The 18694-nt window shown below is 71.8% G+C and carries 19 protein-coding genes, 1 pseudogene and 1 riboswitch; of the genes and pseudogenes, 13 read left to right on the forward strand and 7 right to left on the reverse strand.

Features of this window, described 5'->3' with window-relative positions; genetic code table 11:
• Window positions 1-5: 5 nt before the first annotated feature.
• Window positions 6-932 (forward strand): DnaJ domain-containing protein, encoded by a 927-nt coding sequence (locus ACFQ7C_RS18400; protein ID WP_378904673.1) that lies wholly within the window; start codon window positions 6-8, stop codon window positions 930-932.
• 151 nt (window positions 933-1083) lie between these two features.
• Here ACFQ7C_RS18400 and ACFQ7C_RS18405 read toward each other — a convergent pair whose 3' ends face one another.
• Complete coding sequence (locus tag ACFQ7C_RS18405; RefSeq protein ID WP_378904676.1) at window positions 1084-1761, reverse strand: FadR/GntR family transcriptional regulator; 678 nt, start codon at window positions 1759-1761, stop codon at window positions 1084-1086.
• A gap of 73 nt (window positions 1762-1834) precedes the next feature.
• Between ACFQ7C_RS18405 and ACFQ7C_RS18410 the strand changes: the two genes are divergently transcribed.
• Complete coding sequence (locus ACFQ7C_RS18410; protein WP_378904679.1) at window positions 1835-2683, forward strand: amidohydrolase family protein; 849 nt, start codon at window positions 1835-1837, stop codon at window positions 2681-2683.
• Between the two features lie 171 nt (window positions 2684-2854).
• On the opposite strand, the gene ACFQ7C_RS18415 is transcribed toward ACFQ7C_RS18410, so the two are convergent.
• The gene (locus ACFQ7C_RS18415; RefSeq protein WP_378904682.1) at window positions 2855-3616 is read right to left on the reverse strand and encodes an SDR family NAD(P)-dependent oxidoreductase; all 762 of its coding nucleotides are present in this window, start codon (window positions 3614-3616) and stop codon (window positions 2855-2857) included.
• On the reverse strand, window positions 3613-4473 hold the full coding sequence (locus ACFQ7C_RS18420; RefSeq protein ID WP_378904685.1) for a fumarylacetoacetate hydrolase family protein: 861 nt from the start codon (window positions 4471-4473) through the stop codon (window positions 3613-3615). Before ACFQ7C_RS18420 ends, ACFQ7C_RS18415 begins: the two co-directional genes overlap by 4 nt.
• Window positions 4474-4606: 133 nt before the next feature.
• Between ACFQ7C_RS18420 and ACFQ7C_RS18425 the strand changes: the two genes are divergently transcribed.
• Together ACFQ7C_RS18425 and ACFQ7C_RS18430 are read left to right on the forward strand one after the other, a co-directional pair.
• Window positions 4607-5911, forward strand: coding sequence for an L-fuconate dehydratase (locus tag ACFQ7C_RS18425; protein WP_378904688.1), 1305 nt, complete (start codon window positions 4607-4609; stop codon window positions 5909-5911).
• Entirely contained in the window at window positions 5889-6866 is a 978-nt protein-coding gene (locus tag ACFQ7C_RS18430) for an aldo/keto reductase (protein ID WP_378904691.1), read from the forward strand. Before ACFQ7C_RS18425 ends, ACFQ7C_RS18430 begins: the two co-directional genes overlap by 23 nt.
• A gap of 27 nt (window positions 6867-6893) precedes the next feature.
• Here the strand turns inward: ACFQ7C_RS18430 and ACFQ7C_RS18435 are convergent, their stop codons facing one another.
• The gene (locus ACFQ7C_RS18435; protein WP_378904694.1) at window positions 6894-8549 is read right to left on the reverse strand and encodes a D-alanyl-D-alanine carboxypeptidase; all 1656 of its coding nucleotides are present in this window, start codon (window positions 8547-8549) and stop codon (window positions 6894-6896) included.
• Between the two features lie 37 nt (window positions 8550-8586).
• Window positions 8587-8696: riboswitch (TPP riboswitch) on the forward strand.
• Between ACFQ7C_RS18435 and ACFQ7C_RS18440 the strand changes: the two genes are divergently transcribed.
• From ACFQ7C_RS18440 to ACFQ7C_RS18450, 3 genes are all read left to right on the forward strand, one after another.
• Entirely contained in the window at window positions 8689-9333 is a 645-nt protein-coding gene (locus tag ACFQ7C_RS18440) for an ECF transporter S component (protein ID WP_378904697.1), read from the forward strand. Its footprint overlaps the riboswitch before it by 8 nt.
• Window position 9334: 1 nt before the next feature.
• Window positions 9335-10810: an ABC transporter ATP-binding protein gene (locus ACFQ7C_RS18445; RefSeq protein ID WP_378904700.1), complete on the forward strand. Its 1476-nt coding sequence runs from the start codon at window positions 9335-9337 to the stop codon at window positions 10808-10810.
• A complete protein-coding gene (locus tag ACFQ7C_RS18450) occupies window positions 10807-11604 on the forward strand; it encodes an energy-coupling factor transporter transmembrane component T family protein (RefSeq protein WP_378904703.1) in 798 nt (265 codons plus the stop codon). Before ACFQ7C_RS18445 ends, ACFQ7C_RS18450 begins: the two co-directional genes overlap by 4 nt.
• Before the next feature lie 18 nt (window positions 11605-11622).
• Here the strand turns inward: ACFQ7C_RS18450 and ACFQ7C_RS18455 are convergent, their stop codons facing one another.
• The 3 genes and pseudogenes from ACFQ7C_RS18455 to ACFQ7C_RS18465 all read right to left on the reverse strand — a co-directional run bounded on the left by ACFQ7C_RS18455 (window position 11623) and on the right by ACFQ7C_RS18465 (window position 13439).
• Window positions 11623-12129: an SRPBCC domain-containing protein gene (locus ACFQ7C_RS18455; protein ID WP_378904706.1), complete on the reverse strand. Its 507-nt coding sequence runs from the start codon at window positions 12127-12129 to the stop codon at window positions 11623-11625.
• Window positions 12126-12850, reverse strand: a pseudogene (locus tag ACFQ7C_RS18460) (phosphotransferase). Before ACFQ7C_RS18460 ends, ACFQ7C_RS18455 begins: the two are co-directional and overlap by 4 nt.
• Window positions 12851-13088: 238 nt before the next feature.
• Entirely contained in the window at window positions 13089-13439 is a 351-nt protein-coding gene (locus ACFQ7C_RS18465; RefSeq protein WP_378904709.1) for a DUF488 domain-containing protein, read from the reverse strand.
• 56 nt (window positions 13440-13495) lie between these two features.
• On the opposite strand from ACFQ7C_RS18465, the gene ACFQ7C_RS18470 reads away from it, so the two are divergent.
• The 6 genes from ACFQ7C_RS18470 to ACFQ7C_RS18495 all read left to right on the forward strand — a co-directional run bounded on the left by ACFQ7C_RS18470 (window position 13496) and on the right by ACFQ7C_RS18495 (window position 18673).
• Window positions 13496-14011, forward strand: a complete 516-nt coding sequence (locus ACFQ7C_RS18470; protein ID WP_378904712.1) for a hypothetical protein — start codon at window positions 13496-13498, stop codon at window positions 14009-14011.
• A 120-nt stretch (window positions 14012-14131) separates the two neighbouring features.
• On the forward strand, window positions 14132-14893 hold the full coding sequence (locus ACFQ7C_RS18475) for an SDR family NAD(P)-dependent oxidoreductase (RefSeq protein WP_378904715.1): 762 nt from the start codon (window positions 14132-14134) through the stop codon (window positions 14891-14893).
• Between the two features lie 9 nt (window positions 14894-14902).
• Window positions 14903-15679, forward strand: a complete 777-nt coding sequence (locus ACFQ7C_RS18480) for an enoyl-CoA hydratase/isomerase family protein (protein WP_378904718.1) — start codon at window positions 14903-14905, stop codon at window positions 15677-15679.
• A gap of 23 nt (window positions 15680-15702) precedes the next feature.
• Window positions 15703-16542 (forward strand): SDR family oxidoreductase, encoded by an 840-nt coding sequence (locus ACFQ7C_RS18485; protein ID WP_378904721.1) that lies wholly within the window; start codon window positions 15703-15705, stop codon window positions 16540-16542.
• Window positions 16543-16595: 53 nt separating this feature from the next.
• Entirely contained in the window at window positions 16596-16982 is a 387-nt protein-coding gene (locus ACFQ7C_RS18490) for a VOC family protein (protein WP_378904724.1), read from the forward strand.
• 389 nt (window positions 16983-17371) lie between these two features.
• Window positions 17372-18673, forward strand: a complete 1302-nt coding sequence (locus ACFQ7C_RS18495) for an ABC transporter substrate-binding protein (RefSeq protein ID WP_378904727.1) — start codon at window positions 17372-17374, stop codon at window positions 18671-18673.
• Window positions 18674-18694 lie beyond the last annotated feature (21 nt).

Raw genomic sequence — 18694 nt, forward strand, 5'->3', positions numbered from 1 at the left:
GGCACGTGTTCGACAGTCCGCTCTCGGCGTCGGCCTACGAGGTGCTCGCCGTCGATCCCGGCGTCGACGAGGAGACCCTCCGCAAGGCGTACCGCCTGCGGCTCCGGCAGACCCACCCCGACACCGGGGGCGACGCGGCCGTGTTCATCCAGGTGCAGCGGGCGTGGGAGCTCGTCGGCACGCCGGATGCCCGCGCGGCGTACGACCGCGGGCACGGGTTCGGCGAGGCGGCGGCTCCGGAATGGTCGGGCTGGCGCCCGCCCGCGGCCCGCACCGACACCCGCCCCCGCGCGCGCTCGTACGGGCACCCCGGCGGCTGGCGCCGCGAGCGCTACCTCACGCTGATCCGCGAGTGGGCGGGCCGCGGAGTCACGCTCGACGACCCGTACGATCCGGCGCTCGTGCGGTCGGCGCCGGTGGCGCTACGGCGCCTCCTGGCCGACGCGCTCGCCGAGGAGGCGACCGCCCGCACGGTGGCCGACCTGGGCATGGGCTACACGGTGTGGCACGACGTGGCGGCCGCGGGCAGGGACGGCGACCCCGACGCCAAGATCGACCACATCGTGCTCGGCCCCAGCGGGCTGTACGGCATCCTGTCCGAGGACTTCGGCGGCCCGGTGCGGATGCGGCGCGGCGAGTTCGTCGGCGATGGGGTGCCTGGCACACCGCTCGCCGAGCTGCTCGCCCGCATGCGGGTGATCTCGCGCGCCGCGGGCGTGCGGTTCAGCGGCGCGATCGTCGTGCTGCCGGACGAGGACGTGCTCGCCCCGATCGACGAGATCGGCCGGGTCCGCGGCGTCCGCGTGGCGGTGGTCTCGCGCAGCGCGCTCGCCACGGTGCTGCGACGCGGCATCACCGGTGCGCGCGACATCGGCGGCAACGAGGTGTTCGACTACCGGACGCGCCTGCAGCAGACCGTGCGCTTCGCGTAGCCCTGCGCGGGTCAGGGCGCGGGCACGTTCCCATCGCGTGCTCTCACCGAGTGCACGCGATGTGCGCGCACACAACGCGTGATCTCGGTGACATCACGTGCGGGGGACGGATGCTGCAGCCAGGCGCTGCCCCTTCACCCGGGGTCAGGCGTCAGGCGTCGCGAGCCTGGCGGAGCCACCGCTCGATGCCCGCGATGTGCACCTGGGCGATCGAGGTGGCGAGCTCGGTGTCGTGGTCGGCGATCGCGTCGAGGATCGCGCGGTGCTCGGAGAGCGTCCGCTCGACGGCACCCGCCTGCGTGAGCCCCCGCCACACCCGGGCGCGGACGGTCTGGCTGGTGAGGCTCTCGAGCAGGCTCGCCAGGTAGTCGTTGCCGGCGAGCCGCGCGATCGCGCTGTGGAAGCGCACGTCGTGCTCGACCAGGGATTCGATGTCGGTGTCGCTCGCGACACCGCGGATCTCGGCATCCAGCCCCGCCACATCGTCGGGGTCCGCCCGCTGCGCGGCCAGACCGGTGGCGTGCGATTCGAGCACCCGCCGCACGGCGAAGATCTCGAGGAGCGAGTCGTCGTCGTGCAGGTCGACGACGAACGAGATCGCCTCCAGCAGCAGCTTCGGCTCGAGGCTCGTGACGTACGTGCCGTCGCCGCGCCGCACGTCGAGCACCCGGATGACCTCGAGCGCCTTGACCGCCTCGCGCATGGAGCTGCGCGAGAGGCCGAGGCGCTCGGCGAGGTCCTTCTCGGGAGGCAGGCGCGACCCCGGAGCCAGCTCGCCGCGGACGATCATGTCCTTGATCTTCTCGATCGCTTCGTCGGTGACGGCCACGCGCCCATCATAGACATCGGATGTCAGCCGAACGGATGCCGCGGCCACCGGCCCGAACGGCACAATGGGTGGCATGCGAGTCGTGGACGGACACCTCCATCTCTGGGACCCCGAGGTCCTCGCGTACGAGTGGCTGGAGGGGCCTCTGCTCCGACCTTTCGGACCGGAAGAGCTCGACGTCGCGCTGCAGGACGCCCCGGACGCGGACTGCACCTTCGTCTTCGTGCAGGCGGAGTGCGCGCCGGAGCAGGCGGTCGCCGAGGTGGACTGGGTCGCGTCGCTGGCGTCGCGGGTGCCGGTGCGGGGCATCGTGGCACGAGCGCCGCTCGAGGATCCGGCGGCGACGGACGAGCACCTCGCGGCGTTCGCGACGCGGCCGCTCGTCGTCGGCGTGCGACGGCTGCTGCAGCCCGAGCCGGAGGGATTCTGTCTGCGACCGGGCTTCCTGCGCTCGGCGGAGGCGGTCGCCGCGGCCGGGCTCTCGTTCGACGCGTGCGTGCGCTGGGAGCAGCTGCCGGATGTCGTCGCGTTCGCCGACGCCCTGCCCGAGCTCGCCATCGTGCTGGACCATCTGGGCAAGCCCGAGCTGGGATCGCCCGATGACGCCGACCCGGCCGACGGCACCCCATGGGCGGAGTCTCTCCGCGACCTCGCGCAGCGGCCGAACGTCGTGTGCAAGCTCTCAGGGCTTCCGGCGGAGTCGCCCGGCGAGTGGACCGACGCCCAGGTGAGGCCGTTCCTCGACGTGGCACTCGACGCGTTCGGTCCCGACCGCCTGCTGTTCGGCAGCGACTGGCCCGTCTCCGCTCCCTACGGGCGCTGGCTCGACACGGTGTCGTCGTGGCTGGCCGACCGCGTCGGCGAGCATCGCCGGAGGGCGGTGCTGGCCGAGAACGCCGAACGGATCTACCGGCTGGGGTAGCGGCATCCGTCCCCCGGAAGCGGGAGGGGCCCGCTCGCCCGCCTGCGGACTCGTTCGACAGGTCAACCAGGGTCTTACCGGAGATTTCGCGCCAGGGCGCTCCTGTGGAAGGGCGGTTGACCTGTTGGACCAATCCTGCGCCGGTGCCGGTATCCCCCTGGGGACCGTGAGTCAGGAGCCGGCCGGACGCAGGCGGAGAGGCGACATCCCGCCGTCCACCTCGATATAGGTGCCCGTCGTCGAGCCCGACGTCGGGCTCACGAGGTACAGCACGGCGCCGGCGACCTCGGCGGCCGACACCAGGCGCCCGTGGGGCTGCCGCGCCTCGAGCGCTGCGCGCTCGGCGACGGGGTCGGGGGCGCTCGCGAGCAGCCGCCCGATCCACGGGGTGTCGGCGGTGCCGGGGTTGACGGCGTTGACGCGGATGCCCTCGCGCAGGTGGTCGGCGGCCATCGCGCGCGTGAGGGAGAGCACGGCCCCCTTCGACGCGCTGTAGAGCGCGCGCTGCGGGAGGCCCGCGGTGGCCGCGATCGACGACGTGTTGCAGATCGCCGCGGCGGGCGAGCGCCGCAGCCAGGGGAGCGCGGCCGACGTGACGCGCGCGATCCCGGTGACGTTGATCGAGAGCACGCGCGCCCACTCGTCGTCGTCGTTGGCGGCCACGTCGCCCTGTGCGCCGATGCCGGCGTTGTTCACGAGGATGTCGATGCGCCCGAACCGTGCCCCGACCTCGGCGATCGCGCGGTCGACCGCGGCGCGGTCCGACACGTCGGCGGCGAACGCCTCGAACCGCGGGTCGGCGCCCGACGGGTCGCGATCGAGCACGGCGACCTCAGCGCCCTCCTCTGCGAGCGCCGTCGCGATCGCCGCGCCGATGCCCGAAGCTCCACCCGTCACGACGGCGACGAGGCCGTCGAGCTGCCGGCCGCTCACCGGTTCGCCTCCCAGGCCACGAACTCCTGGCGCTGGGCGCCGAGGCCCTCGATCTCGATGTCGACGACATCGCCTGGCCTCAGGTACGGGAACCTCCCCGACAGCGCCACGCCCTCGGGGGTGCCGGTGAGGACGAGGTCGCCGGGCTCGAGTGCGAGGAACTGCGACAGGTGCCACACGATGTGGTCCACCGGGAAGATCATGTCGGCGGTCGAAGAGTCCTGGCGCGGCTCACCGTTGACGAGGCTGCGCAGGCGCAGCGCCTGCGGGTCGACCTCGTCGGGGGTCACGAGCCAGGGGCCGGTGGGGTTGAAGCCGGGTGCGCATTTGCCCTTCGACCACTGTCCGCCCGACACCTCCAGCTGGAACGTGCGCTCGGACAGGTCGTTCGCCGTGACATAGCCGGCGATGTGCGCGGCCGCGTCGGCGGGGGAGTCGAGGTACGCCGCCCGGCGGCCGATGACGACGCCGAGCTCGACCTCCCAGTCCGTCTTGTCACTGCCCCGCGGGATGGTGACCGCGTCGTTGGGCCCCACGACGGTGTTCGGCGTCTTGAGGAACATGACGGGGGCGCGCGGCGGGGCGACTCCGGACTCGGCGGCGTGCGCCGCGTAGTTCAGTCCGATGCACACCACTGCGCTCGGCCTTGCGATCGGGGCGCCGATGCGCAGCGCGTCGGCGCCGTCGAGCTCGGGGAGGAGCCCTGCGGCGATGGCGGCGGAGGTGCGGCCGACGGGATCGTCGGCGAGGAATCGGCCGTCGACATCGGATGTGAGCGGGCGCAGATCGAGGTGACGGTCGCCGTCGAGGACGACGGGGACCTCGCTGCCGGACTCGCCGAGGCGCGCGAACTTCATGGCTCTCCTGGATATCTCGATGCGGGCGGCGTCGCGGCCGTCAGGGCCCGCGGGCGTGATTGACAGTATAGACATCGGATGTTTACACTGCGAGCGGTTCGATCCCGAGCCGCGAAACAGCTGGAGCCGACCCGTGAGCCGCATCGTCGCCTTCGAGACGACAGACATCCGCTTCCCCACGTCGCTGAGCCTCGACGGCTCCGACGCGATGAACCCCGACCCCGACTACTCCGCCGCCTATCTCCGTATCGTGACGGATGCCTCGGACGGCGTCTCCGGTCACGCCTTCGTGTTCACGATCGGGCGCGGCAACGACGTCCAGGTCGCCGCGCTCGACGCGCTGGCCCCGCACCTCCTGGGGCGCGACCTGGAACCGCTCCTCGACGACATGGGCGCGACGAACCGCGAGCTCGTCGGCGACTCGCAGCTGCGCTGGCTCGGCCCCGAGAAGGGCGTGATGCACATGGCGATCGGCGCGGTCGTCAACGCGCTGTGGGACATCAAGGCCAAGCGCGCGGGACTCCCGTTGTGGCAGCTGCTGTCGCGCCTGAGCCCCGAGGAGATCGTCGCGCTCGTCGACTTCCGCTACCTCACGAACGCCCTCACCCCGGAGGACGCGCTGCAGATCCTCCGCGACGCCGAGCCCGGGCGCGCCGAACGAGAGCGCGAGCTGCTCGCGACGGGCTACCCGGCGTACACGACGAGCCCCGGCTGGCTCGGCTACTCCGACGAGAAGCTCGCGCGTCTCTGCCGTGAGGCCATCGCGGACGGCTTCGGCCAGATCAAGCTCAAGGTCGGCGCCGACCTCGAGGACGACGTCCGTCGTCTTCGCGTCGCGCGCGAGGTGTGCGGCGAAGGCTTCCCGATCGCGATCGACGCGAACCAGCGCTGGGACGTGTCGGAGGCGATCGAGTGGGTGAACGCGCTGGCCGAATTCGACCCCGCGTGGATCGAGGAGCCCACGAGTCCCGACGACGTGCTCGGTCACGCCGAGATCGCGCGCGGCGTCGCGCCCGTGCGGGTGGCGACCGGCGAGCACGCCCAGAACCGCGTGATCTTCAAGCAGCTGCTGCAGGCCGGCGCGATCTCGGTCATGCAGATCGACGCGGCACGGGTCGGCGGGGTCAACGAGAACATCGCGAACCTCCTTCTCGCGGCGAAGTTCGGCGTGCCGGTGTGCCCCCACGCGGGCGGGGTCGGCCTCTGCGAAGCCGTGCAGCACCTGTCGATGTTCGACTTCGTCGCCGTCACCGGCACGCGAGAGGGCCGCATGATCGAGTACGTCGACCACCTCCACGAGCACTTCGTGGTGCCGACCGACGTGCGCGGGGGCGTGTACCTCGCGCCGACCGCGCCGGGCACCGGTATGGAGATGAAGGCGGCAAGCCGCGCCGAGTACGCGTTCGGATCGACGGATGCTGCGACCCGAACGCGGTGACTTCCCAGGGCGTCCCCTCACCCGCCTCGGGTACGGCGCGGCGAACATCGGCAACCTGTTCCGCGCGCTGAGCGACGACGAGGCCTGGGCCATCCTCGACGCGGCCTGGGAGAGCGGCATCCGGTACTTCGACACGGCCCCGCACTACGGCCTCGGGCTCTCGGAGCGGCGTCTGGGCGCATTCCTCAGGACCAAGCCGCGCGACGAGTTCGTGATCTCGACGAAGGCGGGGCGACTCCTCCGCCCCAACCCGGAGGATGACGGGGGCCTCGACCTCGCCGCCGACTTCCATGTGCCGGCGACCCTGCGCCGCGAGTGGGACTTCTCCGAAGCGGGCATCCGCGCGAGCCTCGATGAATCGCTCGAGCGCCTCGGCCTCGATCGCGTCGACGTCCTCTTCCTGCACGACCCCGAACGGCACGACCTCGACCTGGCGCTGCGCGAGGCGTTCCCCGCGCTGGAGCAGTTGCGGGCTGACGGCGCGGTCGATGCGATCGGCGTCGGCTCGATGGTGACGGAGGCGCTCGCGGCCTCGGTCGAGAGCGCCGACCTGGAGCTCGTCATGATCGCCGGCCGCTACACGCTGCTCGAGCAGCCGGCCGCGGACGCCGTGCTGCCGGCCTGCCGAGCGCGGGGGACGGGGGTGGTCGCGGCATCCGTCTTCAATTCCGGGCTGTTGGCGAAGGACGAGCCGGAGCGCGACGACCGGTACGAGTACGGACGGCTGCCGGAGCCGTTGTGGGAACGCCTGCAGCGCATCGTCGCCGTGTGCCGCGCGCACGATGTGCCGCTGCCCGCCGCAGCCGTGCAGTTCCCCCTGCGCGACCCGGCGGTGCGCGCCGTCGTCGTGGGCGGCAGCCGCCCCGAGCAGCTGCGTCGCAACGCCGAGCTCATGGCGATCGGGATCCCCGCCGCGCTGTGGGAGGACCTGGACGTCGCAGGCCTCATCCGCTGACCGGCGATCCCTCGTCGTCCGGGCGGCTCAGCCGTTGAGGCCGAAGAGGTCGAGCGGGTGCGTGAGGCGCCACCACGGCGACGGTTCGGTGATGTCGGCCGCGAGCGCGAGGTCGACGGTGGTGGCGTCGAGCGGTCCGGTCACGCTCAGCGAGCCGACCACGTCGCCGGCGTCGCGGTGGTCGCCGAGGTTGTAGGTGGTCGCGACGGTGCCACTGCCGCCGTTCCACAGGATCACCGACGCATCGCCCGACGTGACGATGTCGACCTGGTCGCCCCACAGCGTCTCGACCTGGCCGGCCACGGTGCTGGCCGTCACCGACGGCTTGAGCTGCAATTCCGACTCGAGCTGCGCGTACAGCGCGCGCGACGCCGCGAGGCGCGCTTCGTCGTCGGGCTGGCCGAGCACCGACGCGTACAGGCGCACGGTCTGGTCGCCGATCGTGACGTCCTTGGCCGAGAGCAGGTTCCACGCGTCCAGCGTGCCGGTCTTGATGCCGACCACGCCGGGATCGGCGAGCAGGCCGTTGGTGTTCTCGACGTGCCCCGCTCCAGGGAGGTCGACGGACTGCTTCGCGACGATCTCGGCGATCACCGGGTGCGCCATCGCCTTCTGCGCCAGCGTCACGAGGGCCTCGGGGCTCGCGCTGTTGCGCGGGTCCATGCCGGTGGGCTCGCGGACCGTGATGCCCGGAACGCCATGGGCCGAGAGCCACGCGTTGGCGGCGGACGCGTACACGGCGTCGGACGGCCAGATGTTCTGCGCCAGGCGGTCGGCGTAGTTGTTCGCCGAGCCGATCAGCATGCCCTCGAGCATCTGGTACTCGGTGAGCGCACCCCCGACCGGGACGTCCAGCGCGGACTCGCCGCCCGCGCGGTACTGCCAGTAGCGGGAGCGGTCGGCGGACGTGAAGCGGTACTCCGGCCCCTGCTCGCCCACGGCGAGCGGCATCTCCTCGAGCACGACCAGCGCGGTCACGACCTTGGTGATGCTGGCGATCGCGTCGGCGTCGGCTGTGGAGGCGAGCGTTCCCGGGATGCCGGCGACGGCCTCGGCCGCGCTGCCCTGCGCGGGCCACGCGGGCGCCGCGGCGGGGGCGGCGATCGGCTGCACCTCCATCGCGGTCACGGTGGGGGCGACGGCGTGCAGCGGCCACAGCAGGGTCGTCCCGGCGTAGGCGCCGACCACCGCCGCGATCGCGAGCGTGGGCACGACGACGGCGGCGCGGAACGGAGAGCGTCGCGGGGCGTCGGAGAGGAGATCGGCCTCCACCGTCACGTAGGGGCTCGCCGCAGCCGAGAGGTCGGCAGGCGCGGCGCCGTGCTCGACGACCGTCTCGTCGACCCAGGCCAGAGCGGCCCGACCATCGGTGACGGCGGTGACGGTCGCGTCGCCGGCGACGGCGACGGCGGGGAGGACGAAGCCGGAGGGGTCGACCGGGTCGGTCGGGTTCCAGGTCGCGACCGAGGGCATGTCGGCCAAGGGGACGGTCGCGATCGTCGGCGCGACAGCGGTCACGTCGACCGGAGCCGTGCTCGTGGGCGGGTAGACAGCATCCGTCTCACCGGTCTGGATCGTGAGGATGCCGCCATCCGGCGCATCGTCGGAACCCTGCGTCGGGACGGCACCGGTCCGCGCGCGTCGCGCACGACGCGTGGGTACCGGGGTGTCGTCCGAGCTCATCCCCCCAAAATACCCGCTGAACCGGCGGTATACTCGTCGGCACAACCACGGGAGTCCGGTGAGCCGGGCTGAGAGGAAGCGATCCACGCTTCGACCGTCGAACCTGATCCGGATCATGCCGGCGCAGGGAGGAGCTCATATGCACGCGTCCACGTCCGCATCCACCCCCGTTGCGGCCCACTCGCAGCCCCCGCGCAGCCTCCGCTGGCGGGTCGTCGACATCGTCGTCGCCGCGGTGCTCGGCGTCGCGATCGGCCTCGTCTTCTGGGCCTGGAACACCGTCGGCGGCACCTGGTTCGTCGCCATGGACGGTCTCACTCCGGGCCTCGGCGGCATCGCCGTCGGCATCTGGCTCATCGGCGGCGTGATCGGCGGCCTCGTCATCCGCAAGCCCGGAGCGGCGCTGCTGGTCGAAGTGATCGCCGCGCTGGTCTCGATGCTCATCGGCAACGTGTGGGGCGTCTCGACCCTCTTCTCGGGCATCGTGCAGGGCCTCGGCGCGGAGCTCGTCTTCGCGATCTTCCTCTACCGTCGCTTCACGCTGCCCGTCGCGATGCTGGCCGGTGTCGGCGCCGCGGTCGGTGCGTGGGTGTTCGAGCTGTTCTACGGCAGCTCGCCGAACATCCTGAAGACTCTCGAGTTCAACGTCATCTACCTGGTGTCGCTCGCGGTGTCGGGCGCCCTCCTCGCCGGCCTCGTCGGCTGGTTCGCGGTGCGCGGGCTCGCCGCCACCGGTGCGCTCAACCGCTTCGCCGTCGGACGCGAAGCGCGCCGCGAGGTCTGACGTGACGGCGACCCACCCGGCTCGCATCACGGCGGCGGGCTGGGGCTGGCGCTACGGCGGGCGGCGGGCACCCGCCGTCCGCGACGTCTCGTTCACGATCGAGCCCGGCCAGCGCGTGCTCCTGCTCGGGGCATCCGGCGCCGGCAAGTCCACCCTGCTCGCCGGGATGGCCGGCCTCCTCGGCGGCGCGGACGAGGGTGACGAGACCGGGTCCCTCCTCATCGACGGCGAGCGTGCCGAGGCACACCGCGGTCGCGTGGGGCTCGTGCTCCAGGATCCCGACTCGGGCGTCGTGCTGTCGAAGGTGGGCGACGACGTCGCGTTCGGCTGCGAGAACCTCGGCGTGCCGGCACCTGAGATCCCGTCCCGCGTGGCGGAGGCGCTCGACGCCGTCGGCCTCGACGTGCCCCTCCAGCGGCCGACGAAGGCGCTGTCGGGCGGGCAGAAGCAGCGCCTCGCGCTCGCCGGGGTGCTGGCGATGCGCCCGGGTGTGCTGCTGCTCGACGAGCCCACCGCCAACCTCGACCCGGACGGCGTGCGCGAGGTGCGCGTCGCCGTCGAGCGCGCGGTGCGCGACACCGGCGCGACTCTCGTGATCATCGAGCACCGCACCGCGGTGTGGGCCGACCTGATGGACCGGGTCATCGTGGTCGCCGCCGACGGCGGGCTCCTCGCCGACGGAACGCCGTCTGAGGTCTTCTCGCGCCACGGCGCCGCGCTCGCCGCCGCGGGCGTGTGGGTGCCGGGCCACCCCGTCGATCTGCCCGTGCTCCCTCCCGCGCCGGGCGACGCGCCGGCGGCGGTGGAGGCATCCGCTCTCTCGATCTCCCGCGACGGCCGCACGATCGTGCGGGCCGGGCTCGACCTCGCCGTGCCGCGTGCTGCCGCGACCGTGATCACAGGCCCCAATGGCGCCGGCAAGTCCACGCTCGCGCTGACCCTCGCGGGACTGCTGCCCGAGGCGGCGGGTCGCGTCGAGGCCGCGCCGGAGCTGGCAGGGCGCTCCGGCCGGCGCCCCTCGAGGTGGACGTCGCGCGAGCTGCTCACGCGCATCGGCACGGTGTTCCAGGAGCCCGAGCACCAGTTCCTCGCCTCGACCGTGCGCGACGAGCTCGCGATCGGGCCGCGGTCGCGCGGCGTGGACCCGGCCGCCGTCGACCAGATCGTCGACGAGCTGCTCGAGCGGCTGCACCTCGCGCCGCTCGCCGCCGCGAACCCGTTCACGCTGTCCGGCGGGCAGAAGCGGCGGCTCTCGGTCGCGACCGTGCTCGCCGACGCGCCGCCGGTGATCGTGCTCGACGAGCCCACGTTCGGTCAGGACCGCCGTGGCTGGATCGAGCTGGTGCAGCTGCTGCAGTCCGAGATCGCCGCGGGCACGACGGTCGTCGCCGTGACCCACGACGAGGACGTGCTGCACCACCTCGGCGGCCACCGCATCGAGCTCGGGGCGACCCTGCACGCGGGGGTGGGATCGTGACCGCCGTCGACGCCCGCGCCGACGTCGAGGCCACCGCGCGCCCGTGGCTCGACGGCGTAAACCCGGTCACCAAGATCGTGCTGGCGCTGCTGCTGTCGGTGCCCCTCTTCGCGTCCATCGACGCCACCAGCGCCCTGGTCGCGATCGCGCTCCAGCTCGCCTGCATCCCGCTGACGGGCCTCGCTCTCGCGACGGTCCTGAAACGGATGCTGCCCATCCTCGTCTTCGCGCCGGTCGCGGGTGTCAGCATGCTGCTGTATGCGGAACCGGGCGGCACCGTCTACTGGTCGTTCTGGTACGCGACGATCAGCGACGATTCGATCGCCCTTGCCGTCGCGGTGTGCCTGCGCGTGCTCGCGCTCGCGCTGCCGACCATCCTGCTCTTCGGACGCACCGATCCCACCGAGCTCGCCGACGCGCTCGCCCAGGTGGCGAAGCTGCCGTCGCGCTTCGTGCTGGGTGTGCTCGCCGGAACCCGGACCCTCGGGCTCTTCCTCGACGACTGGCGCAGCATGGGCCTCGCGCGACGCGCGCGCGGCGTCGGCGACACCGGTGCGGTCCGGCGCTTCTTCTCGATGGCGTTCGTGCTGCTCGTGTTCGCCGTGCGCCGCGGCACGAAGCTCGCGATGGCGATGGAGGCGCGCGGGTTCGGCTCGGGCATCCGCCGCACGTGGGCGCGGCCTTCGCGCCTGCACCCGCGCGACGCCGTCGCGGTGCTGGGAGGCACGGCGATCATGGCGCTCGCGATCGGCGCCGCGGTCGTGGTCGGCACGTTCCGCTTCGTCTGGTCCTGAGGACGCCGCGCGCCCTGGTCAGCCGCCGGCGACGAGGCGCTCGTAGCCGGGCTGGAGCGCCGGGAAGTAGTCGTCCCACTTGACCGTCGCGACGTCGACCCCGGCCTGCGTCGCGACGAGGCGGTCGAGGTAGTACTCCCAGCCCGGGCCGATCGAGCCGACCTCGTCCTCTGGGTTCAGCCGCTGGCCGAACGTGAGCACGGTGTCGCCGTGCTCGTCGGCGGCGAGCTCGAACCACAGGTGCCAGGCGCCGGACCCTGCCGAGGTGTCGCCCGCGAACCGCCTCGGACGATCGCACTCGAGGATCGTGTATTCCTCGCCCGCAGCATCCGGATCCTCCGCCGTCATGAAGAAGGTGACGTGCCCGCTCGCGGGATCGCCCTCCCAGCGCCCGATCCAGCGCTCGAGTCGTGCGGACTCGGTGAGCTCGCGCCACACCTCGTCGGCCGTCGCCCGGAAGCGCCTCAGGATCACGAGGTTCGGCTTGCCGTCGATGTCGCAGACGTTGCCGGTGATGTCGGTCATGTCGCGTTCCAGAGCTCCCGGTAGTACGACAGGCGCTCGCGATCCGGGTCGATCCCGTACGCCTCGATGAGGGCGTCCTCCCATCCCTCGCCATAGTTCCACGCCGTCGACATCGACGCCACGGCGATGTCGGCCCAGCGGTCGGCGACGCCCAGCGCGCCGAGGTCGACGTGCCCCTCCACCGGCCGTCCTCGCCGATCAGCGTGTTGGGACAGCACGCGTCGCCGTGGCACACGACGAGGCGGTCGATCGGCGGCGCCTCGCGGAACGCCTCGGGAACACGGATGCCGCGCCCCGCCGCGTTCGCGATGCGCGAGGGCACGCTCCACTCGAAGGGGCAGTCGTCGACCGGCAGCGCGTCGTGCAGCGCACGCAGACCCTGGCCGACGGCGCGGACGGCGGTGGCGGCATCCGTGATCCAGCGAGGGTCGACCGCCGACAGGCCCGGGAGTGCCGCCGTCACCATCCATTCGTGGCTCTCGTCACCGCCGGCTTCGAGGACCCGCGGCACGGTGGTGTGCACCGCCGCCCACCGCAGGCGCTCGACCTCACCGGCGAACGAGGTCTCGTCGTTGTGTGGGCCGTGCTTGATGTACCTGCCGTCGCTCGTGCGGAACGTCGCACCGCCGAGCTCGTTGAGCCAGACGGGCGTGAGCCCCGCGCCGCGCGCGAGCGCCCGCACCCGGGACGGGACTTCGACGTCTTCGACGGGGATCGTCACCCGCCCATCCTCTCGTCGAAGACCTATGAGTTGTGCTCACCTGTCGCAAAGTGCCCGTCAGCGCGGCAGTTCGTGACAGGTGAGCAGAAGGAGGCATTGCTCACCTGTCGCAAAGTGCCCGTCAGCGCGGCAGTTCGTGCCAGGTGAGCAGAAGGGGGCATTGCTCACCTGTCGCAAAGTGCCTGCGGACGCGGCAGATCGGGACAGGTGAGGAGAAGGGCCGACGCGAGGGCGAGGATCAGGACTCCAGGGCCTCGCGCAGGATCAGGGCATGGTTGTGGACGTCGTCGTGCACCGCGTGCAGCAGCGTCACGACGGGGTGCGGGGCGAGCTCCTCGCGCAGCGACGCGACGGCGGTGCTCGTGGGGCCGGCGAGCTCCGCCCGGTAGGCGGCCCCGAAGTCGGCCCACGACAGATCGTCGTGGTGGAAGGCCTTGCGCAGCTCGGTCGAGGGAGCGACCTCCTTCGCCCAGAGGTCGAGCGCAGCGCGCTCCTTCGAGAGCCCGCGCGGCCACAGCCTGTCGACCAGCACGCGGAAGCCGTCGTCCTGCGCGGGGTCGTCGTACACGCGCTTGAGCCGGATCTCCATGCGCCCATCCAACCCGCCCGTCCTGCGCCGCGCCACCGACGTGGTGGGATGGACGCATGCCCACCACGCGCGCCACCCGCCGCCGCGGCCCCCTCACGGCGCTCGAGGGCGAAGGGCCGGCGGTCGCGATCGGCGACGCCGCTGCCCGGCACGTGCGTCTTTCACCGGAAGGACTCTCCCGTCACATCGGCGAGCCACGATCGCAGTTCGTGCCGTGGGCGCAGGTGCACGCGGTCACGGTGGATCCCCCGGCGTCGTGGTGGCCGTACCCTGCGGTCTCCGACTTGGCGGCGGCATTGCTCGGCGGCGTGGCCGGCGGCCTCGAGGCCGGCGAGGCGTCCGAGACGCCGACCTTCCTCGTGGTCATCACGACGCTCGACGGGGAGCGGCTGGAGTGGCGCGCCACGCAGCACTACCTCTCGGGCTACCGTCGCGGCGACGCGCAGGCGACGACGCGGCTGGTCGAGTACCTGAGCGCGCGCGGGGAGGCGCGGCTGCTGCTCGCGCGGCCCGCAGAGCTGCTCGACCGCATCTCGGCGCTGACGCGCATCGGACCGCAGATCGGGCCGTGACGGTCCCGGCGACCGCCCGTTAGCCTGGTCCCGTCACCCATCCGCCGTGTGAACGGTGGGACTGAGTGCCGCGTATGCTGATACGCGGTACCGCAGAATCCGGACTTCGAAGGAGAATCCATGGACCTCACGGGCACCGCCGCACTCGTCACCGGCGGCGCGAGCGGACTCGGTCTCGCCACGGCCCGGCGTCTCGCCGCCGCGGGCGCGACCGTCACGATCGTCGACCTGCCGACCTCGGCGGGCGCCGACGTCGCCGCAGAGCTCGGGGGATCGTTCGCTCCGGCCGACGTCACCAGCCCGGAGCAGGTGGCTGACGCGGTCGCCGGGGCCGCAGCATCCGGCCCCCTGCGTGTCGTCGTGAACTGCGCAGGGATCGCGCCGCCAGCCAAGGTGCTCGACCGCGAGGGCAACCCGACCGGGCTGGACTTCTTCGAGCGGATCGTCCGCGTGAACCTCGTCGGCACCTACAACGTGATCTCGCAGGCCTCGGCCGCGATCGCGAAGACCGAGCCCACCGCCGACGGCGACCGCGGCGTCATCGTGAACACCGCGAGCGTCGCGGCGTTCGACGGCCAGATCGGGCAGCCCGCGTACTCGGCGTCGAAGGGCGGCGTGCACGCGATGACCCTCCCGATCGCCCGCGAGCTCGCGCGCTACGGCATCCGCGTCGTGACGATCGCCCCCGGCATCATGGAGACCCCCATGCTGATGGGCCTGCCCCAGGCCGCGCAGGACTCCCTCGGCGAGCAGGTGCCGTACCCGCAGCGCCTCGGCAGGCCCGACGAGTACGCGCGCCTGGTGATGTCGATCGTCGACAACGGCTATCTCAACGGCGAGACCATCCGCCTCGACGGCGCCATCCGCATGGCGCCGAAGTAAGGAGACCGAATGAGCGATTCGATCCTCGTCACGCGCGACGGCGCCCTCGCGCGCGTGACCTTCAACCGGCCGGCGTTCCTCAACGCGATGGGCTTCGAGATGGGTGCCCGCTGGCGCGATGTGGCGCACGAGCTCACCTCCGACGCGTCGGTGGGGGCCATCATCCTGGATGCTGCAGGCCCCGCGTTCTGCGCCGGCGGCGACGTGTTCGAGATGGCGACGTCGGGGGCCTCCGGCGCCGACGTCACGGGAGCCGCGCACACGATCCACGACGGCATCCGCGCCTTCGTGGAATCGGACAAGCCGATCGTCGCCGCCGTGCAGGGCGCGGTCGCCGGCGGCGGACTCGGGCTCATGCTCACCGCCGACTACATCGTCGCGTCGGAGCAGTCGAAGTTCGTGAGCAAGTACGCCAACATCGGGCTCACCCCTGACCTCGGCGTCTCGACGCTGCTGCCCGCCGCGGTCGGCCAGCGCCGCGCGCTGCAGCTCCTGCTGCAGGACCTCACGATCGACGCCCCGACGGCCCTCGACTGGGGCCTGGTCACCGAGGTCGTCTCCGCAGGCGACGTCGCCTCGCGCGCCGAGGCGGTCGCGCGGTTCTGGCTCGACAACGCGACCGGCGCGTTCGGGCAGGCCAAGCGCCTCGTCCGCACCGGTGCGGGGCGCTCGTTCGCCGAGAACCTCGACGACGAGGCCGGCTCGATCGGCGCCCGCTTCGACACCGACGAGGCCAAGATCCGCGTCGCGGCCTTCGCCGCAGCATCCGCCAAGTCCCGATCCTGACTTCCGACCCGAGGAGACCCACGATGAGCGACAAGCCCCTCGCCGGCAAGACCATCCTGATGTCGGGCGGCAGCCGCGGCATCGGCCTCGCGATCGCGCTGCGCGCCGCGCGCGACGGCGCCAACATCGCGCTGCTGGCCAAGACCGACACCCCCCACCCCAAACTCGAGGGCACCGTCCACTCGGCGGCGGAAGAGATCCGCGCGGCCGGCGGTCAGGCGCTCCCCATCGTCGGCGACGTGCGCAACGACGACGACGTCACCGAGGCCGTGCTCAAGACGGAGGGCGAGTTCGGCGGCATCGACATCGTCGTCAACAACGCGTCGGTCATCGACCTGTCGCGCTCGCTCGACCTCGACGCCAAGAAGTACGACCTCATGCAGGACGTCAACGTGCGCGGCACGTTCATGCTGTCGCGCGCCGCGGTGCCGATTCTGAAGGATGCTGCGAACCCGCACATCCTCTCGCTCTCGCCGCCGCTCAACCTGTCGCCGAAGTGGCTCGGCGGGCACACCGGCTACACCCTCGCGAAGTATGGCATGACGATGGCGACGCTGGGGATCGCGGCGGAGTTCGCCGAGGCGGGCATCGCCGCGAACACGCTGTGGCCCCGCACCACCATCGCGACCGCCGCGGTGCAGTTCGCGCTCGGCGGCGACCGCATGATGAAGGTCAGCCGGACGCCGGAGATCTACGCCGACGCCGCCTACGAGATCTTCACGAAGCCCTCGCGGGAGTACACCGGCCAGACGCTCATCGTCGAGGACGTGCTCGAGGACGCCGGCGTGACCGACTTCTCGGGCTACGCGGCCGTGCCGGGCACCCCCGACGAGGCACTGTTCCCCGACATCTTCCTCGACTGAGACGACCCGCGGATCCCCTGTCTCGAGGCCGCGCGCGGACGTATGGTGGGCCCATGGCGGTGCGGAGCCTGTTCCCCATCCTGCTGACCCGCGAGCTCCCCGAGCTCGTGAGGTTCTACGAGCGAGCGCTCGGCGCGGTCGTCGACTACCGGTTCGCCGACGCGCACGGCGCCGACGCCTACGTGTCGCTGAAGATCGGTGCGGCGTCGCTGGGGATCGGCCGTGACGAGGACGCGCTGCCCCCCGGTGCGGGTGAGCGTGTCGCACTGTGGTTCTACGTCGACGACGTCGACCGCGCATTCAGGGCGTGGGTGGCCGCCGGCGGCCACCCGATCCAGTCGCCCGAGGACATGCCGTGGGGCGAGCGCGTCGCGCAGGTGCGTGACCCCGCCGGCAACCTGGTGAACCTCGGCGCCGAGGCCCTCGCGGCCGAGAGCTGACGCGGCCCGGCGCCCGACCGCGACGCCCGGGCGCAGCATCCGTCTCCCGTCCCCGCGCGGCCGCGCGCACGCCGGAGACGCCGTCGGCGACGTTGCGCGACGGCGTTCGCGAGGATCATTCTCAATAAGAGAAATCCGCAGAAACACTGGCGTGGTGACGTTACCAGTGTTAGCTTTCCTTCGGTATCAGAGGACGGCGTGCTCACCGGAGAGCACGACGATGCGACGTCGCATCGCCATGGTCTTCCGGGAGCGTCCCTGTTCGTCCCGACGCGCGTTCCGACGCGCCGACGGCTGATCCGCACACGCAGCACGGCACCACGTGCGACGTGTCTCGCCGCCGGGGCACCGCTTCGGCGTCACGGAATCCACGGAAGGATCTGCAATCCATGAAGCGCTTCACCAAGCTGACTGCGGGAGCCCTCGTGCTCGCCGTGCCCCTCGCGCTCACCCTGACGTCCTGCAGCAACTCGGGCGGCGGCTCCGGCGAGGGCGACGGTGACGAGAAGCTCACCGTCTGGACCTGGGACCCCGCCTTCAACATCTACGCGATGGAGGAGGCCGAGAAGGTCTACCAGGAGGACCACCCGGACTTCGAGCTCGAGATCGTCGAGGTGCCCTGGGACGACCTCCAGACGAAGCTCACCACGATCGCCCAGTCGCAGGCGTTCGGAGAGCTGCCCGACATCTTCCTCATGCAGAACAACGCGTTCCAGAAGAACGGGCTGAACTACCCCGACCTGTTCTCGGACTTCAGCGACTCCGACATCGACTTCTCGGAGTTCCCGCAGTCGGTGGTCGACTACTCCACCATCGACGACATCAACTACGGCGTGCCGTTCGACGCGGGCACCGCGATCACGGCGCTGCGCACCGACGTGCTCGGGGCGGCCGGCTACACGGTCGACGACTTCACGGACATCACGTGGGAGGACTACCTCACGATCGGCAAGGACGTGCTCGCCAAGACCGGCCAGCCGCTGCTGTCGGGCCAGGCCGGCTCCGCCGACATCCCGATGATGATGCTCCAGTCGGCCGGTGCCAGCCTGTTCGACGACGAGGGCAACCCCACCATCGTCGACAACGAGGCGCTCGAGGCGGCCATCGACATGTACACGCAGCTCGTCGAGGCGGGCGTCCTGGTCGAGGTGAACTCGTGGGACGAGTACATCGGCACGCTGGTCAACGGAACCGTCGGCGGCACCATCAACGGCATCTGGATCGTCGGCTCGATCCAGACCGCCGAGGACCAGTCCGGCAAGTGGGGCGTGACCAACCTCCCCAAGCTGGACACGGTCTCCGGTGCGACGAACTACTCCGCGAACGGCGGCTCGTCGTGGGCGATCTCGTCGACGGCGGATGTCGACCTGGCGTCGGACTTCCTCGCGGCGACCTTCGCCGGCTCGACGGAGCTGTACGACACGATCCTGCCGAAGGCGGGCGCGGTCGCGAACTGGATCCCCGCGGGTGACAGCGACGTCTACAACGAGCCGAGCGAGTTCTTCGGCGGCCAGGCGATCTTCGCCGACGTCGTCTCGTTCGGCCCCGAGGTGCCGTCGAACAACACCGGCGCGTACTACTACGAGGCCCGCGACGCGGTGAGCACGGCCATGACGCAGATCATGGGCGGCACCGACATGGCGACGGCCCTGACCGAGGCGCAGTCCACGGTCGAGTTCGCGATGGAGTGACCACTGGAGCCGGTCCGGCCG

It is taken from the genome of Microbacterium sp. NPDC056569 (assembly GCF_042793475.1).
Lineage (GTDB): Bacteria > Actinomycetota > Actinomycetes > Actinomycetales > Microbacteriaceae > Microbacterium.

Bases quoted from the DNA above. Each gene is read 5' to 3' on its own strand.
- ACFQ7C_RS18475 (WP_378904715.1), top strand. From the start codon at position 14,132: ATGGACCTCACGGGCACCGCCGCACTCGTCACCGGCGGCGCGAGCGGA.
- ACFQ7C_RS18420 (WP_378904685.1), bottom strand. From the start codon at position 4,473: ATGAAGTTCGCGCGCCTCGGCGAGTCCGGCAGCGAGGTCCCCGTCGTC.
- ACFQ7C_RS18465 (WP_378904709.1), bottom strand. From the start codon at position 13,439: ATGGAGATCCGGCTCAAGCGCGTGTACGACGACCCCGCGCAGGACGAC.
- ACFQ7C_RS18430 (WP_378904691.1), top strand. From the start codon at position 5,889: ATGCTGCGACCCGAACGCGGTGACTTCCCAGGGCGTCCCCTCACCCGC.
- ACFQ7C_RS18435 (WP_378904694.1), bottom strand. From the start codon at position 8,549: ATGAGCTCGGACGACACCCCGGTACCCACGCGTCGTGCGCGACGCGCG.
- ACFQ7C_RS18455 (WP_378904706.1), bottom strand. From the start codon at position 12,129: ATGACCGACATCACCGGCAACGTCTGCGACATCGACGGCAAGCCGAAC.
- ACFQ7C_RS18485 (WP_378904721.1), top strand. From the start codon at position 15,703: ATGAGCGACAAGCCCCTCGCCGGCAAGACCATCCTGATGTCGGGCGGC.
- ACFQ7C_RS18470 (WP_378904712.1), top strand. From the start codon at position 13,496: ATGCCCACCACGCGCGCCACCCGCCGCCGCGGCCCCCTCACGGCGCTC.
- ACFQ7C_RS18490 (WP_378904724.1), top strand. From the start codon at position 16,596: ATGGCGGTGCGGAGCCTGTTCCCCATCCTGCTGACCCGCGAGCTCCCC.
- ACFQ7C_RS18495 (WP_378904727.1), top strand. From the start codon at position 17,372: ATGAAGCGCTTCACCAAGCTGACTGCGGGAGCCCTCGTGCTCGCCGTG.
- ACFQ7C_RS18480 (WP_378904718.1), top strand. From the start codon at position 14,903: ATGAGCGATTCGATCCTCGTCACGCGCGACGGCGCCCTCGCGCGCGTG.
- ACFQ7C_RS18410 (WP_378904679.1), top strand. From the start codon at position 1,835: ATGCGAGTCGTGGACGGACACCTCCATCTCTGGGACCCCGAGGTCCTC.
- ACFQ7C_RS18440 (WP_378904697.1), top strand. From the start codon at position 8,689: ATGCACGCGTCCACGTCCGCATCCACCCCCGTTGCGGCCCACTCGCAG.